Source organism: Falsiroseomonas sp. HW251 (genome assembly GCF_050563545.1).
Lineage (GTDB): Bacteria > Pseudomonadota > Alphaproteobacteria > Acetobacterales > Acetobacteraceae > Falsiroseomonas.
In genome coordinates this window covers 1-16,355 of the sequence record NZ_JBNXUM010000006.1, presented here as the reverse complement: position 1 = coordinate 16,355, position 16,355 = coordinate 1, and the positions used below count along the sequence as shown (strand labels likewise).

The following is a 16,355-nucleotide window of genomic DNA, read 5'->3' as shown; positions in this document are numbered from 1 at the left end:
AAACCGGCCCGATGTAGCCGCAGAGGGCCGCGCGATCAAACCGCGAACCCGCGGCTTGTGCCGCCCGGGCCCGAGGGGGCAGATTGCCTCGCGATTCCCGCATGCAAGCGCCCGTGACCCTGCCCCTCCCCGACGCGGCCGCGACCGAGGCGCTGGCGGCGACCCTCGCCGCACGCGCCCGGCGCGGCGATTCGCTGCTGCTGGAGGGGCCGATGGGCGCGGGAAAATCCACCTTCGCACGCGCCTTCCTGCGCGCCGCGGCTGGGGATCCGGGGCTCGAGGTGCCCTCCCCCACCTTCACCCTGGTGCAGGGCTACGACCTGCCGATCGGGCCGGCCTTCCATTTCGACCTTTGGCGACTCGACGGGCCGGCCGATCTTGCCGAACTCGGCTGGGACGAGGCGCGGGAGGGGATCGTGCTGGTGGAATGGCCGGACCGCCTGGGCGACCTGCGGCCGGATGACGCGCTGACCCTCGCGCTCGCGCCGGGCGCGACCGACGATTCGCGCGTCGCGATGCTGACGGGCTGGCCGGACCGGCTGGCGGGCCTTCCGTGAGGGAGGGCGCGGACGCCTTCCTGGGCGCCGCCGGCTTCGGCGTCGCGCGGCGCGAGGCGCTGCCCTCCGACGCGTCCTTCCGGCGCTATGTCCGGCTGCATGGCGGGCCGCGCCCCGCGCTGCTGATGGACGCGCCGCCGCCGCAGGAGGATGTGCGCCCCTTCCTGCATGTCGGCGCGCATCTGCTGCGCATCGGGCTCTCGGCGCCGGAGGTCATCGCCGCCGACCCGGATCGCGGCTTCCTGCTGATCGAGGATCTCGGCCGCGACACCATGGCGAACCGGCTGGATGCCGGCGCCGATCCGCTGCCGCTGTATCTCGCCGCGGCCGAGGCGCTGGCCGCGCTGCACGAGCACGCCCCGCCCGAGGGCCTGCCGCGCTGGGACGCGCCGCGCATGGGCGAGACCGCGGCCGCGACCTTCCTGCAGTGGTGGTGGCCCGAGACCTTCGGGACCGATCCCTCCGACGCCGAGGCTGGCGCCTTCCACGCGGCCGTCGGGGCGATGCTCGCGCCCTTTGCCGCGCGGGGCTTCGTGCATCGCGACTTCTTCCCGGCAAACCTCATGCCGCTGGATCGCGCGCCGCCGCGGCATATCGGCATCCTGGATTTCCAGGACGCCGCGCTCGGCCATCCCGCCTATGATCTGGTGTCGCTGGTGGAAGACGCGCGGCGCGACGTGGACGGGGCTGTCCGCGCGGCGGCGATCGAACGCTATCTCGCGCATCGTCCCGGTCTCGATGCCGGCGACTTCCGCGCGGCAATGGCGGTGCATGCGGCGCAGCGGCACCTCCGCGTCGCGGCGCTCTGGACGCGGCTCGCGCGGCGCGACGGGAAATGGGGCTACCTGCGGCACGGCCCGCGCTGCTGGGCGTTGCTGGATCGCGCGCTCGATCATCCCGCGACGGCGCCGCTGCGGCGCTTCCTCGACACGCATGTGCCGCGCGACCTGCGGACCAACCCTGCCTCGCTGACGGAGCCCGCATGATCGCGCCCACACATGCCATGGTGCTCGCCGCGGGGCTCGGGACGCGCATGCGCCCGCTGACCGACGACCGCCCGAAGCCGCTGCTGCCGCTGGAAGGAAGGTCGCTGCTGCACCACGCGATGGACCGGCTGCGCGACGCCGGCATTCCCCGGCTCGTGGTGAATTCCCACTGGTTCGCGGAGCAGGTGACGGACGCCGTCGCGGCCTATGGCGCGTCGCCGCCGCCCGTGGTGCTGCGCGAGACCGTGCTGCTCGAGACCGGCGGCGGGGTGAAGGCGGCACTGCCGCATCTCGGGGCCGATCCCTTCGTCGTCGTGAACGGCGACGCCTTCTGGTTGGATGGGCCGAACGCGGCGCTGCGGCGGCTGTGCGCCGCCTTCGACCCCGACGAGATGGACGCGCTGCTGCTGCTGGTGCGCACGAGCCAGGTGGATGGCGAGACCGGCCGCGGCGACTTCCTGCTCGATCCGCTCGGCCGTGCGCGGCGCCCGAAGGAACGCGAGATCGCGCCGTATCTCTTCGGCGGCGTGCAGATCCTGAGCCCCGCGCTGTTCGCGGGCATGCCGGAGGGGCCGTTCAGCCTGAACCTTGTCTATGACCGCGCAATCGAGAACGGGCGGCTCTATGGCCTGGTGCATGACGGCGCCTGGTTCCACCTGTCCACGCCGCGCGACCTGTCGAACGCGGAGCAGCTGCTGCGCGCGGGCGTGCTTCCGGCGTTGTTCTGAGCGCTCCTGCATGAAGCCGCCACACCAGAAAAGGCCCTCTCCAGCCGCACGGGGGAGAGGGTTGGGTGAGGGGGGCATGCAGAATGCCGATCGCGTTCCGGACCCTGCGCGTCCCCCTCACCCCGCCCTCTCCCCCATAAGTGGGGGGGAGGGAGATACGGCGCGCCCATGAACCTCCACGACATCCCCGCGCATCTTCCGTTCCTGGACTGCCTCGCCGCCGGGGTGCTGTCGCGCATCACCGAACCCGATGCGCTGGCCCGCGCGACGATCCTGCTGCCGACGCGGCGTTCCGCGCGCGCGCTACGCGATGCGTTCCTTCGCGAAGCCCGACAACAGGCCCTGCTCCTGCCGCGCATGCGCGCCCTGGCGGGCCTTTCCACGGAAGACGCGGATGAGCTCGCGCTGCCCGCGCTGCTCGACCTGCCTCCTTCGGTCGCGCCGCTGGCGCGGCAATCCGTGCTGGCGGGGTTCGTGATGCGCCTGCCGCCGCGCCATGGCGGCCCGTCCTCGGCGGAACAGGCCTGGCATCTCGCGGGCGAACTCGGCCGCCTCTTCGACGAGGTCGCGCTGGAGGAGAAGGACCCCGAGCTGCTGCGCGCTGCCGATGCGCTGCGCTTCGCCGAGGCCTGGCTCGACCGGCTGGAGAAGCTGGTTCCGCAGGAACAGGCGACGCACTGGCAGATCACCACGACCTTCCTGCGCGGCATCGCCAGCCAATGGGCGGCGTGGCTGCAGGCGGAAGGGCTGCTCGACATCGGCCTGCGGCGCGTGCTCGCGCTGCGCGCGCAGGCCGAGGCCTGGGCGGCGAGCCCGCCGCCGGACGACATCATCGCCGCCGGCATCGGCGTCGGCGGCACCATCCCCGCCGCGGCGGAGCTGCTGAAGGTGGTCGCCACGCTGCCGAAGGGCGCGGTGGTGCTGCACGGCCTCGACCGCCGCGCGCTGGGGCGGATCTGGGACGCGGTGGAGAACGCGCCGACGCATCCCTTCTCCTCCCAGGCCAGGCTGCTGAAGGCGATGGGCGCGGACAGCGAACGCATCCGCCGCTGGCCGGGCTGCGAATTCATCGAGGCGCGCCGCGTCCCCGAACCCCGCGCCGCGCTGATCGAGGTCGCGCTGCGCCCGCCGGAGGGGCTGGAGCCCTGGACCGATGCGCGGCCCGATCTCTGGAAGCCGGGCCTGGCGGGCCTGTCGCTGCTGCAAGCGCCCGACGCGCAGGCCGAGGCCGCGGCGATCGCGCTGACGTTGCGCGAGGCGCTGGAGGTGCCCGGCGCGCGGGCGGCGCTGGTGACGCCGGACCGCGACCTCGCGCGCCGCGTCTCGGCGGAGTTGATCCGCCACGGCATCCTGGCCGACGACAGCGCGGGCGAGCCGCTGAAGACCACGCCCACGGGCAGCTTCTTGCGGCTGCTCGCGCGCATGGTGGCCGAGGATTTCGCGCCGGTGCCGCTGCTGGCGACGCTGAAGCATCCGCTTGCCGCGGCGGGGATGGACAGATCGGTCTGGCTGTCTTCGGTGCGGCTGCTGGAACGTCGCGTGCTGCGCGGGCCGCGCCCGCAGGGCGGCATGGCGGGGCTGCGCGCCGTCGTCGCCACGCTGCGGGAGGAGACGCAGGCGCGGCTGACGACGCTGCTGGATGCGCTGGAACGCGCGCTCGGCGGCTTCGCGCGGGGCGACGGCGCGGCGAAGCCGCCGGCCGACCTGCTCGCCGCGCATCTCGCGGCGGCGGAGGCGCTGGCGACGCTGCCCTCGATGCCGGGTGGCCTGCGGCTCTACGCCGCCGAGGAAGGCGAGGTGCTGGCGGATCACCTGGCCGACATGGCGCCGGCGATGGAGCGCCTGCCGCCGCTCGATCCCCGCGCCTGGCCGGCGCTGTTCGACGCGGCGCTGGAAGGGCCCGCCGCACGCACCAGGCGCACCGCGCGCGGGCGGGACCTGGCTGCGCATCCGCGCGTCGAGATCCTCGGCTTACTGGAAGCGCGGCTGCTGAGCTTCGACCGCGTCGTGCTCGGCGCGCTGGACGAGACGGTCTGGCCGCTCGCGACCGATCCCGGCCCCTGGATGAGCCGCCCGATGCGCGCCGCCTTCGGCCTGCCGGAGCCCGAGGCACGGATCGGGCGCGTCTGCACCGACTTCCTGCTGACGGCCTGCGCGGCGCCGGAGGCCGTGCTGTCGCGCGCGGCGCGGCGCGGCGGCGCGCCGACGGTGCCGGCGCGCTGGCTCGTCAGGCTCGAGACCTTCCTGAAGGGCCAGGATCTGGCGATCCCTCGCAGCCCGGCGGCGCGCTGGGCGGCGGCGCTCGACCAGCCCGCCGCGGTTGCGCCGGTGGCGCGCCCGAAGCCCTGCCCGCCCGCCGCGCTGCGCCCGCGCGAGATCAGCGTGACGGAGGTGTCGGAGCTGCTCGCCGATCCCTACGCGTTCTACGCGAAGCGGATGCTGCGCCTCCGGCGGCTCGACGAGCTCGATGCCGATGTCGGCGCGATCGACTACGGCCAGATCGTCCACGGCGCGCTGGCGCGCTTTGTCGAGGGCGTGTCGAAGGGCCCCTGGCCCGGCGAGGACGCGGCGCGCGCGATCTGGGACTCGGCGGCGGAGCAGGCGCTCGCGGCGCAGGGGCCGCGGCCGGGGCTCGCGGCCTTCTGGCGGCCGAGGCTTCAGCGGATCGGCGGCTTCGTGATCGAGCAGGAGGCCGGGATGCGCGCCGGTGGCGGGATCGCGGCGAGCCATGTGGAGCGCGACGCGAAGCTGGAACTCAGGCGCCCGCGCGGGACCGTGACGCTGAAGGCGCGCGCCGACCGCATCGACCGGCTCGGCGACGGGAGCCTGGCGATCCTCGACTACAAGACCGGCGATCCGCCGAAGCCCGACGCGCTGCAGGACGGCAGCGCGCCGCAGCTGCCGCTGGAAGCCGCGATGGCGCTGGACGGCGCGTTCCACGACGTGGCCGCCGCGCCGGTGCGCGCGCTGACCTACTGGAAGCTGTCGGGCGGCCAGGATCCAGGCGAGGTGAAGCCGATGCTCACCGAGCCCGAGGAGATCGAGGCGGTCGCCGCGGCCTCGCTCGAGAAGCTCGGCGCGCTGGTGGATCGCTTCCTGCTGGGCGAGGCGCCCTTCACCGCGAAGCCGCACCCGGCGCGCGCGGCGCGCGGGGATGACTACGACCACCTGTCGCGGGTGGCGGAATGGGCGGAGGCGGAGGGGGACGAATGAGAGCTTCCCTCACTGCACCTTTGGCCCCGTCCCCGTCCCTCCCCCGCAACTGCGGGGGAGGGGGCAGTGGGCGCAGCGCGCTTGGCAAAAGGCCCTCCCCCGCTGTCGCGGGGGAGGGTTGGGAGGGGGCCACTTCCTGGCCGCACTCGCCATGACCGTCCCCCTCTCCCCCCGCCAGGAAGCCGAATTCGAGCAGGGCCGCGGCTCCGACCCCGCGGCCTCGGCCTGGGTCACCGCATCGGCGGGTTCCGGCAAGACGAAGGTGCTGACCGACCGCGTGCTGCGGCTGCTGCTGGCGCCGGATTGCCGGGCGAATGCGATCCTCTGCCTCACCTTCACCAAGGCCGCGGCGGCGGAGATGCAGTCGCGGCTGGCGCGCGACCTCGGCGAGTGGGCGGTGGCGCCGGAGGCCAGGCTGGCGGCGAAGCTTTCGATGCTGCTCGGCCGCGCGCCGCGGCGCGAGGAACTCGACCGCGCGCGGTCGCTGTTCTGCCGCGTGCTGGAACTGCCGGGCGGGATGCGGATCTCGACGATCCACGCCTTCTGCCAGTCGCTGCTGCGCGCCTTCCCGCTGGAGGCGGGGCTCTCGCCGCAATTCGGCGTGGTGGAGGATGCCGAGGCCGCCTCGCTGCTGGCCGATGCGCAGGAGGAGGTGCTGGCCGGGGTCGCGACCACGAGCGAGGCGCTGGATGCGCTGGCCAGCCTGGTGCCGCCGTCCGGCTTCGCGGAACTCGTCGCCGCGCTGACGCGCAACCGCGAGAGGCTCGCCGCCGCGCTGCGCCACCACGGCAACACGCTGGACGGGCTGTGCGGCGCGATCGGCGAGTTGCTGGGGCTGGACGACCCGCATGAGGGCGGGCTGATCGCGCAGGCCTGCGCGGGAGTACCCGATCTCATCGGGATCGCGCAGCTCAAGGCGATGAGCCGCACGGAAAGCGACCGGAACCGTGCGCAGCAGATCCTGGAGTGGCTAGCGCGGGCCGAGCCGCTGCGCGCGGCGCATTGGGGCGCGTGGAGCAGGATCTTCCTGACGGAGAAGGGCACGGCCTACACCGCGAAGTTCCTCGTCACGCAGGGCGTGGGGAAGAACAACTACGCCCGCGTGCTCGCCGCGATGCAGGCCGAGGCCGAGCGCGTCGCGGAGATCGAAGGCCGCCGCCGCGCCTGCCGGCTGCTGTCGGCGACGCGCGCGCTGCTCGGCCTCGGCGCGCCGGTGCTGCATGGCTATGCCGCGCGCAAGCTCTCCCGCGGGCTGATGGACTATGACGACCTGATCCTGTCGGCGCAGCGCGTGCTGCAGGATCCCGGCTCGGCCTGGGTGCTCTACAAGCTCGACGGCGGGCTGGAACACGTGCTGCTCGACGAGGCGCAGGACAGCAACCCCGCGCAATGGGGCATCGCCGCGGCGCTGACGGAGGAGTTCTTCGCGGGGCAGGGGGTCGAGCGGAACGCTCGCGGCGCAAGCGAACGGCGCGGCGGGCAGCCGATCCGCACCATCTTCGCGGTCGGCGACGTCAAGCAATCCATCTACGGCTTCCAGGGCGCCGACGCCGCCGGCTTCGCGCGCTGGAAGACGCATTTCGCCGAACGCTGCGAGGCCATCCATGCGGAGCTGCGCGACGTGCAGCTCAAGGTGTCCTTCCGCTCCACCGCGCCGGTGCTCGCGCTGGTGGACGCGGTCTTCAAGGACGGCGCCGCGCGCGACGGCGTGGTGGAGCCAGGTGCTGCGCTGGAGCACCGCCCCGACCGCACCGGCCATGCCGGCTGCGTCGAGCTGTGGCCGATGCTGGAAGCAGCCCCCACCGACCCGCCGCCGCCCTGGGAGGTGCCGGAGCAGCCCGGGAGCACGACCGGTGCCGACGCCATGCTCGCCAGGGCGGTCGCCGCGCGCATCCGCCATTGGCTCGACAGCGGGGAGATGCTGCCGTCGCGCGGGCGTCCGATGCGGGCGGGCGATATCCTGATCCTGGTCCGCAAGCGAGCGCGGCTCGTGCCCTACCTGCTGCGCGCGCTGAAGGAGAAGGGCATCCCCGTCGGCGGCGCGGACCGCATCCGGCTCGCGGAGCAGATCGCGGTACAGGACCTGCTGGCGCTCTGCGACGTGCTGCTGCTGCCGGATGACGACCTGCAGCTTGCCGCGGTGCTGAAGTCGCCGCTGGTCGGCTTCAGCGACGACCAGCTTTTCGCCCTCGCCCATAACCGCACGGGCAGCCTCTGGGGGCGGCTCGCGCAGGAGCGCGGCGCGGACACGCCGGAAGGCCGGGCGGCGGACTGGCTGGCGGGGCTGATGAACCGCGCGGACCTCGTCACGCCGCATGCGCTGCTGGCCGAGGTGCTGGGCGAGCATCGCGGGCGCGAACGCCTGCTCGCGCGGCTCGGCCCCGATGCCGCGGACCCGCTGGACGAACTGCTCAACGCCGCGCTGGACCATGAGCGCCGCCACCCGCCGGGGCTGCAGGGCTTCGTGCAATGGCTCCGCCGCGGCGGCGCCGAGGTCAAGCGGGAGCAGGAAGGTGCCGGCGACGCGGTGCGCGTGATGACCGTGCACAACGCCAAGGGGCTGCAGGCGCCGGTCGTGATCATGCCCGACACCGTCTCGCGCGGGCGGGACGACGGCAGCGTGCGCTGGCACATGGAAGGCGCGGCGCCGCTGCCGCTCTGGGCGCCGCGCAAGGACGCGCATGCGCCGGCCTACGCGACCCTGCTGGAGGCCGAGAAGCGCGCGCGGGCGGAAGAGGAGCATCGCCTTCTCTATGTCGCGCTGACGCGGGCGGAGGACCGGCTGCTGGTCTGCGGCTGGCAGAAGCAGGCGCCGAAGGACAGGCCCTGGCGCGAAGGCTGCTGGTACGACCTGGTCGAGCAGGGATTCCGGCGGCTCGATGCGGCCGAATTCGCCTTCGACCATGCAGGCTTCGGCGCACCGGCGGATTGCCGCTTCGCCGCGGCGCCGCTGCTGCGGCACGATTGCGGGCAGACCGCCGCCCCGAAGGACGATGGCGGCGACCGCCCGCCGCCCGATCCCGCGGAACTGCCGGACTGGGCGCGCCGCCCGGCGGCGGCCGAGGCCGGGGCGGAGGTGCTCTCGCCCTCCGCAATCCCCGCCGAGGACGAGACGCCGGCAGCCGCGCCGCACGGCAAGGCCGACCCGACGGGCCAGCGCTTCCGCCGCGGCCGCCTGATCCACGCGCTGCTCCAGCACCTACCGGAACAGGCGCCGGCGATGCGGGAGGCGGCCGCGCGCCGCTTCCTCGCGCGGCCCGGCCATGGGTTGGACGAGGGCCAGCAGGCCGAGACCCTGGCCGAGGTCATGGCGCTCCTCGCGGTGCCGGAGGTCGCGGCGGCGCTCGGCCCGGGCAGCCTGGCGGAGGCGCCGATCGCCGGCCGGCTCGGCACCCGCCTGGTCAGCGGCCAGGTGGACCGGCTGCTGGTAACGCCGGAGCGGGTGCTGGTGCTGGACTACAAGACGAACCGGCCGCCGCCGGCGACGCTCGACGAGGTCCAGCCGCTCTATCTCCGGCAGATGGCGGCCTACCGCGCGGTGCTAAGGCTGGCCTTCCCCGGCCGCGCGGTGGATTGCGCGCTGGTCTGGACCTATGGTGCGCGATTCATGCGGTTGCCGGACGGATTGCTCGATGCCCATGCGCCGGGCGCATGACGGGCTTCGCTTGACCCGGCCGCCCGGCGCCACGATCTTGCCACCAAGCGAGTCCGGCCGAACCACCCCCCTGGCCGGACGTGGAGACCCGCGATGAGCGAGCTGACCAAGGCCGTCACCGACGACAGCTTCAAGCAGGACGTGCTGGATGCCTCCGGCCCCGTGCTGGTGGATTTCTGGGCGGAGTGGTGCGGCCCCTGCCGGATGGTGGCCCCGATCCTCGACGAGATCGCCAAGGAGTATGAGGGCAAGCTGACCATCGCGAAGGTGAATATCGACGACAACCCGATGACGCCGAACGATTATGCGGTGCGCGGCATCCCCACGATGATCCTGTTCAAGGACGGCAAGCCCGTGGACACCAAGGTCGGCGCGCTGCCGAAGAGCGCGCTGAAGGACTGGGTCTCGCGCGCCGTCGGGTGATACGGAGGGGCCGCATGCCTGACCTGCGGCCAGCGTCGCTGGCCGAGGCCTCGAACGCGGCCCGCCGCCGGTGCGGCGAGCCAAGGCGGCGGAGCCGCCGCCCGGCGCTCGAGGGCACGATACTACTTCTCCTTGCCGGTCTACTCGCGCTCGCGCCGCCGGCCTTTGCCCAGCGGGGCGAGGTGGTGCGCAGCGAGCGCGCCGCCTTCCGCGTCACGACCTTCGCCACCGGGCTCGAGTATCCCTGGGGCGCGGCGGTGCTGCCGGATGGCCGGCTGCTGGTGACGGAACGGCCGGGGCGGATGCGCCTGGTCGGCCGCGACGGCGCCGTTTCCGCGCCGCTTGCCGACGTGCCGGAGGTCCTGGCGGAGAGCCAGGGCGGGCTGCTCGGCATCGCCCTCACCCCTGATTTCGCGACCAGCCGGGAGGTCTTCTTCTGTGGCGCCGTGCTGGTGCAGCGGGGGGCATTGACCCGGCTGTGGCGCGCGCGGCTGTCGCCCGACATGGCGGCGCTGACCGATGTCGCGGTGGTGCTGGATGCCGGCCCGCCGCAGTTCGTCGGCCGCAACCACTTCGGCTGCCGCATCGTCTTCGGGCGGGACGGGCACCTCTATCTCTCGACGGGTGAGCGCCAGGTGGACCCCAGGCGCGCGCAGGACCTGGCGGACCTTGCGGGGAAGGTCATCCGGCTGACGCGGGACGGGCGGGTGCCGCGCGACAATCCCTTCGCCGGGCGGTCGGACGCGCGGCCGGAGATCTGGTCCTATGGCCATCGCCACCCCCAGGGGCTGGCGGTGAACCCCTGGACCGGGAGCCTGTGGGAGGCGGAGTTCGGCGCGCTGGGCGGCGACGAGGTGAACCTCATCCGGCCGGGCCGCAACTATGGCTGGCCGCTGGTCAGCCACGGGCTGAACTACGACCGCAGCCCCGTCGGCAACGGGCATCGCTCCGCACCGGGGATCGAGGACCCGCTGGCGGCCTGGGAGCCCGGGCGGAATTTCAGCCCGTCGGGCATCGCCTTCTACGACGCCGCGGCCTTCCCGGGCTGGCGCGGCAGCCTGTTCGTCGCTGCGCTGAACGCGCCGGGGCTGGTGAGGCTGGCGACGGAGGGCGACCGCGTGGTCGGCGAGGAGCGGCTGCTCTTCGACCGCCGTATCCGGATGCGCGACGTGGTGGTCGCCGCGGACGGGTCGCTGCTGATCCTGACGGATGAGCGGCAGGGGCGGGTGTTGCGGCTGACGCCGTAGTGGGGCGGGGGCGGGGTGAAGTGGCCCCCTCCCAACCCTCCCCCGCAACCGCGGGGGACGGCAATGTCCCGCAGCGCCGTTCTTCCCCCTCCCCCGCTGTCGCGGGGGAGGGATGGGGAGGGGGCTACTCGGCGCGCCCGTCCAGCTTCAGCACCTCGCCCGCGAGATAAAGGCTCCCGCAGATCAGGACGCGCGCCGGCGGGCCGTCCTTCGGGATCGCGCGCAGCGCCTGCTCCACCGTGCCGCCCGCGCGCGCGATACCGCCCGAGGCCTCGACTATCGCGTCCACCGGCATCGCCAGGTGCTGGCCGGGCTCCTGCACAGCATAGGCGGTCGTCGCGTGCGGCAGGACGGAGGCGAGGAATTCCGGCGCCTGCTTGCCGCCCTTCATGCCGACGATCAGATGCGCGGGACGATCGCTGAACGCCGCGGCAAGGTGCTGCGCGATGGCGACGCCGCCGCCGGCGTTGTGGCCGCCATCCAGCCAGAGCTCCCAGCCCGGCGGCAGCAGCGTGGCCAGCCGCCCGGTCAGGCGCTGCATGCGCGCGGGCCATTCGGCGCGCGCCACGCCTTCGGCGATCGCGGCGTCCGTCAGCCAGGGCGGGTTCCAGGCGCGCAGCACGGCGATGGCGATGCCGGCATTGTCGGCCTGGTGGGGCCCCGGCAGGCCGAGGCTCGGCAGCGCGATGCGCGTGTCGCCGAAGCTGAACACCAGCCCGGCGCCACCGCGCGCGATGTCCCAGTCGCGCCCGCGGCGGAGCAGCGCGGCGCCGCGCTCGGCGGCGACGCGGTCCAGCACGTCCATCACCTCGGCGGGCTGCGCGCCGGTCGCACAAGGCACGCCGGGCTTGATGATGCCGGCCTTCTCGAAGGCGATCTTCGCCAGCGTGTCGCCGAGGAAATCCATGTGGTCGAAGGAGACCGAGGTGATGGCGGTCGCGGCCGGCGCATCGATCACGTTGGTCGCGTCGAAGCGGCCGCCGAGGCCGACCTCCAGCACCAGCAGGTCGGCCGGCACGGTGGCGAAGAGATGGAGCGCGACCGCCGTCGTGATTTCGAAGACGGTGATGGGATCGCCGGCATTGACGCGCTCGACATGCTCGAGCGCCTCGGCCAGCGCGTCCTCGCCGACCAGCTCGCCGGCCAGGCGGATGCGCTCGTGGAAGCGGATGAGGTGGGGCGAGGTGTAGACATGCACGCGCTGGCCCGCGGCTTCGGCGATCGCGCGGAGGAAGGCGCAGGTCGAGCCCTTGCCGTTGGTGCCCGCGACATGGATGACCGGCGGCAGCCGCCTTTCGGGATGATCGAGCTTCGCCAGGCAATCGCGCATGCGCCCGAGGCTGAGGTCGATCAGCCTGGGGTGCAGCGCATGCAGTCGTTCGATGATGGCTTCCGAACGGGACGCGGACACGCCACTCACGCGGGCTTGGGAGCCTCTGCAACGGGTTCGGGCGCGGGCAACGCGGGCAGCGGCTCCGGCGTGTCGACCACCGGCGGCAGCTTCTCCCGCAGGAGCGAGATCAGGCGCGCCAGCGTGGCGCGCATGTCATGGCGCTTGACCACCATGTCGAGGATGCCGTGCTCCAACAGGTATTCCGCGCGCTGGAAACCTTCGGGCAGCTTCTCGCGCACGGTCTGCTCGATGACGCGCGCGCCGGCGAAGCCGATCAGCGCGCCGGGCTCGGCGATCTGGATGTCGCCGAGCATCGCGAAGCTCGCGGTCACGCCGCCGGTCGTGGGATCGCAGAGGCAGACGATGAAGGGCAGGCCGGCTTCCTTCACCAGCCGCGTCGCGATGACGGTGCGCGGCATCTGCATCAGGCTGATCGTGCCTTCCTGCATGCGCGCCCCGCCAGAGGCGGTGAAGACGATCAGCGGCGCGTCCTGCAGCACCGCGAGCTTGGCGGCGGTGACGATCGCCTCGCCCACGCCCGCGCCCATGGACCCGCCCATGAAGCTGAACTCGAAGGCGGCGACGACGGCCTTGCGGCCCTCGATCGAGCCCTGCGCCACGACGACCGCATCGTCCATCGCGTTCTTGGCCTGGGCGTCCTTCAGGCGTTCGGAATAGCGGCGCTGGTCGCGGAAGCGCAGCGGGTCGGCGGGCGACTTCGGCAGCTCGATGCGTGACCAGCCGTCGTCCATCGTGGCCTTGATGCGGGCCTGGGCCGAGAGGCGCATGTGATGGCCGCAATTCGTGCAGACCATCAGGTTCCGCTCGAGGTCGCGGTGGAAGATCATCTGCTCGCAGGCCGGGCATTTGTGCCAGAGGTTCTCCGGCACTTCCCGCGGTCCGCCCAGCAGCCCCTTGATCTTGGGCAGGGCCCAGTCGGAGATCCAGTTCATCGCGTCCCTCGCACCGCGCCGGGGGTGGCCCGGGCGGCCGCCCGGAGTAGGGGCGCGGGGGGCCGGGGGTCAACCCTGCGGAGAGCCGAGCAGCGCCAGCGTCGCCCCATGCGGCTCGCCGCCGAACCAGCGGGACAGCGCCTGCAGGAAGCCGACCTCCTCCGGCGCGACCGCGGCGAAGAGCGTGACGCAGGCCTGGAACTTCATGTCATCCGGGCTGCCCAGCACCTCGCGCAGCGTCGCGCCCTCCGCCCGGTTGACCAGCGCGGTGCACATCGCCAGCCGCGGCCCCAGCACGGAATGCCGCCAATAGGCCTCGGCCTCCGCGCGGGACGCGATGCCGTATCGCTGCGCCATGGCGCTGTGGCCGAGGCCGCGCAGTTGCGGAAAGACGAACCACATCCAGTGCGTGCGCTTGCGCCCCTCCGACAGTTCGCGCGTCACGGCCGCCATCGCCGGGGCCTGGGCGTCAAGGAAGCGGGCGAGGTCGAAGGGGTCGTCGTCAGGCACGGCGCCATCCTAGGCCGCTTCGCACGCCCAGCGGATCAGACGCGTGGCGCGCATTCGGCGTCTGAACAATCGCCAAATGATTGTATACCATATCGCGCCCCAGGCGGTGTAGACCTGCCTGCATCACCCTGCGGAAGGGACGATGACGGCGACCGGCCCCCCGGACCCGGAGGTCGAGGCTGCGCAGGTCTCGGCGATCTATGGCCAGCTGCCGCTCGCCGCGACGGTGGCGCTGGCGAATGCGGCGATGCTGGCCCTGGTCGTCTCCGGCGGCCGGCCCACGGGCGGGCTGCTCGCCTGGCTCGGCGTGATGGTGGCGGCCTGCCTGGTGCGGCTCGGCCTGTGGGGGGCGCATCGCGGCGACCGCCGCGCGCCGGAGCAGCCCGGGCGCTGGGCCCGCGCTGCGATGGCCGCCGCCGCCTTCGCCGGCGCGGCCTGGGGCGTCGGGGCGGCGCTGCTCTGGCCGGACAGCGAGACGCAGCAGCTCTTCTGGGTCTTCGTGGTCGGGGGCATGTGCACCGGCGCTGTCGCGCTGCACCACGCCAGGCCCGACGCGGTGCTCGCCTTCATCCTGCCCGCCGGGCTGCCGATCGCGCTGCGCTACGCGATGGAGGGCACGTCCCAGTCCATCGCCGCCGCGGCGATGATCCTGGTCTTCCTGGCCGCGCTGGCCGCCGCGGCGCGGCGCTTCGCCCAGCAATTCGCGACCTTCGCGCGGATGCGGCGCGACCTGCACCGCCAGTCGCACGAGCTGGCCGAGGCGCGGGCCGAACTGCGGCGCGAGGCGGAGGAGCACCGCGCCACCGCGGAGAGCCTGCACCAGGCCCAGAAGATGGAGGCGCTCGGCCAGCTGACGGGCGGCATCGCGCACGACTTCAACAATTTGCTGACCGCGGTGATGGGCAGCCTCGCCCTGCTGCGGCGCCGCCTGCCGCCGGACGACGCGAAGGCGCTGCGGCTGCTCGACAACGCGGCGGCCGGGGGGCGGCGCGGCGCCGCGCTGACGCAGCGGCTGCTGGCCTTCTCCCGCCGGCAGGTGCTGAGGCCGGAAGCGGTGGATGTCGGGACGCTGCTGGAGGGCATGGCGGAGCTGCTGCGACGCTCCGCCGGGCCGCCCTATCGCGTGGTGCTGGAGGTGCCGCCGAGCCTGCCGCCGGCGCTGGCCGATCCCGTGCAGCTCGAGCTCGCGCTGCTGAACCTCGTGCTCAACGCGCGCGACGCGATGCCCGAGCCCGGCGAGATCCGCGTCGCGGCGCGGGCGGAGGAGGCGACCGCGGTGCCGGGCCTCGCGCCAGGCACCTATGTCGTACTGGCCGTGATCGACCACGGCACGGGCATGGACGCGGCGACGCTGGCGCGCGCGGCGGAGCCCTTCTTCACCACCAAGGGCCCGGGCAAGGGCACGGGGCTCGGCCTGTCCATGGTCTATGGGCTAGCCGCGCAGTCCCAGGGCAGGCTGGTGCTGAAGTCCCGCCCGGGGCAGGGAACGACCGCCGAGCTCTGGCTGCGCCGCGCCGAGCCCGCGGCGCCGGCGGTGGAGCGCGCCGTGCCCGCCCCCGCCGCGCCGTCACGGCGGCTGCAGGTGCTGCTGGTGGACGACGACCCCCTGGTGCTGGCGAGCACGGCGGGGATGCTGGAGGAGCTCGGCCATGCCGTGGTGGAGGCCGATGGCGGCCGCCCGGCGCTGGAGAGCCTGGAATCCGGCCTGGCGGTGGACCTCGTCGTGACGGATTACGGCATGCCCGGGATGTCGGGCATCGAGCTGACCGAGGCGGTGCGCCGGCTGCGGCCGGGGCTGCCGGTGATCCTGGCCACCGGCTATGACGAGCTGCCCGCGGCGGCGCCGCGCGACGTCACGCCGCTTAGCAAGCCCTTCGGCCAGGACGGGCTGGGTGCGGCGATCGAGGAGACGCTGGCCCGCGCCCATTAGGCCGCGATGACGCCGGGCCGTGAATCGCAGGGCCAGGGAAAGCTGGACCCGTATCGGGCTGACGACAGTCAGCCCGATACGGGTCTAGATGTTGGTCTGGTCTGGCGGCACGCCCTCCGGCAACGGGGCGGCCCCAGCCGCTTCCTCGCAAGCAGCGCCGGCCATTCCCACGCCATAGCAGGTCATCGAGAGCGACCCCATGGCATAGCCGCGCAGCAGCGGCCGGGCATCGTTGTCCACCGCGGCGAGTCCCGCGGTGTAGAGCAGCGGGACGAAATGGTCGGGCGTCGGGACGGCCAGGTGATAATCCGGATGCTCGACCGCCTTCAGGATGTCGGCGGGCGCTTCGGTCATCTGGCGGGCCACCATGTCGTCGAACCGATGGGCCCAGTCAGCACCGGCCTCCGGGCGGTTCCATTCGATCCGCCGCAGGTTGTGCACGACGTTGCCGCTCGAGACGATCATCACCCCGCGCTTGCGCAGCGCGTTCAGCCTGGCGGCGAGATCGAGGTGGTAGCCGAGCGGCTTCAGGGCGTTGATCGACAGCTGGACGACCGGGACATCGGCCTTCGGGAAGATGTGCGCCAGCACGCTCCACGTGCCGTGGTCGAGACCCCATTGGTCGCGGTCGGCGCCAACCCACAGAGGCTTCACGACCTCGGCCACTTCGCCGGCCAGTTCGGGCAGGCCGGGTGCGGGATAGTCGAAGGCGAAGAGCTCATCGGGGAAGCCGTAGAAGTCGTGGATGGTCCGCGGGCGG

Annotated in this window: 12 protein-coding genes; 8 read left to right on the top strand and 4 right to left on the bottom strand. The window is 73.4% G+C overall.

Features of this window, described 5'->3' with window-relative positions; translation table 11 throughout:
- Positions 1–101 precede the first annotated feature (101 nt).
- The 7 genes from tsaE to ACLF3M_RS08500 all read left to right on the top strand — a co-directional run bounded on the left by tsaE (position 102) and on the right by ACLF3M_RS08500 (position 10,809).
- A complete protein-coding gene (gene tsaE / locus ACLF3M_RS08530) occupies positions 102–557 on the top strand; it encodes a tRNA (adenosine(37)-N6)-threonylcarbamoyltransferase complex ATPase subunit type 1 TsaE (RefSeq protein ID WP_430656474.1) in 456 nt (151 codons plus the stop codon).
- A complete protein-coding gene (locus ACLF3M_RS08525) occupies positions 554–1,543 on the top strand; it encodes an aminoglycoside phosphotransferase family protein (protein ID WP_430656473.1) in 990 nt (329 codons plus the stop codon). Before tsaE ends, ACLF3M_RS08525 begins: the two co-directional genes overlap by 4 nt.
- The gene (locus ACLF3M_RS08520) at positions 1,540–2,271 is read left to right on the top strand and encodes a nucleotidyltransferase family protein (protein WP_430656472.1); all 732 of its coding nucleotides are present in this window, start codon (positions 1,540–1,542) and stop codon (positions 2,269–2,271) included. The genes ACLF3M_RS08525 and ACLF3M_RS08520 overlap by 4 nt, the downstream gene beginning before the upstream one ends.
- Positions 2,272–2,439: 168 nt before the next feature.
- Positions 2,440–5,484 carry a double-strand break repair protein AddB gene (gene addB / locus ACLF3M_RS08515; RefSeq protein ID WP_430656471.1) on the top strand — a complete coding sequence of 1,015 codons (3,045 nt, stop codon included), beginning with the start codon at positions 2,440–2,442 and terminating at the stop codon, positions 5,482–5,484.
- Positions 5,485–5,635: 151 nt separating this feature from the next.
- The gene (gene addA, locus ACLF3M_RS08510) at positions 5,636–9,139 is read left to right on the top strand and encodes a double-strand break repair helicase AddA (protein WP_430656470.1); all 3,504 of its coding nucleotides are present in this window, start codon (positions 5,636–5,638) and stop codon (positions 9,137–9,139) included.
- Between the two features lie 93 nt (positions 9,140–9,232).
- Positions 9,233–9,562 (top strand): thioredoxin TrxA, encoded by a 330-nt coding sequence (gene trxA / locus ACLF3M_RS08505; RefSeq protein WP_430656469.1) that lies wholly within the window; start codon positions 9,233–9,235, stop codon positions 9,560–9,562.
- 14 nt (positions 9,563–9,576) lie between these two features.
- Positions 9,577–10,809, top strand: a complete 1,233-nt coding sequence (locus tag ACLF3M_RS08500; protein ID WP_430656468.1) for a PQQ-dependent sugar dehydrogenase — start codon at positions 9,577–9,579, stop codon at positions 10,807–10,809.
- Positions 10,810–10,933: 124 nt separating this feature from the next.
- Here the strand turns inward: ACLF3M_RS08500 and ACLF3M_RS08495 are convergent, their stop codons facing one another.
- From ACLF3M_RS08495 to ACLF3M_RS08485, 3 genes are all read right to left on the bottom strand, one after another.
- A complete protein-coding gene (locus ACLF3M_RS08495; RefSeq protein WP_430656467.1) occupies positions 10,934–12,220 on the bottom strand; it encodes a bifunctional folylpolyglutamate synthase/dihydrofolate synthase in 1,287 nt (428 codons plus the stop codon).
- Positions 12,221–12,225: 5 nt separating this feature from the next.
- Positions 12,226–13,155, bottom strand: coding sequence for an acetyl-CoA carboxylase, carboxyltransferase subunit beta (gene accD, locus ACLF3M_RS08490; protein WP_430656466.1), 930 nt, complete (start codon positions 13,153–13,155; stop codon positions 12,226–12,228).
- A 69-nt stretch (positions 13,156–13,224) separates the two neighbouring features.
- Positions 13,225–13,665: a DUF1810 domain-containing protein gene (locus tag ACLF3M_RS08485; RefSeq protein WP_430656465.1), complete on the bottom strand. Its 441-nt coding sequence runs from the start codon at positions 13,663–13,665 to the stop codon at positions 13,225–13,227.
- Between the two features lie 142 nt (positions 13,666–13,807).
- Between ACLF3M_RS08485 and ACLF3M_RS08480 the strand changes: the two genes are divergently transcribed.
- Positions 13,808–15,595 (top strand): ATP-binding protein, encoded by a 1,788-nt coding sequence (locus ACLF3M_RS08480; RefSeq protein WP_430656464.1) that lies wholly within the window; start codon positions 13,808–13,810, stop codon positions 15,593–15,595.
- A gap of 84 nt (positions 15,596–15,679) precedes the next feature.
- Here the strand turns inward: ACLF3M_RS08480 and ACLF3M_RS08475 are convergent.
- Positions 15,680–16,355 (bottom strand): dioxygenase family protein (locus ACLF3M_RS08475; protein ID WP_430656463.1); only part of this gene is annotated, 676 nt, incomplete at its 5' end.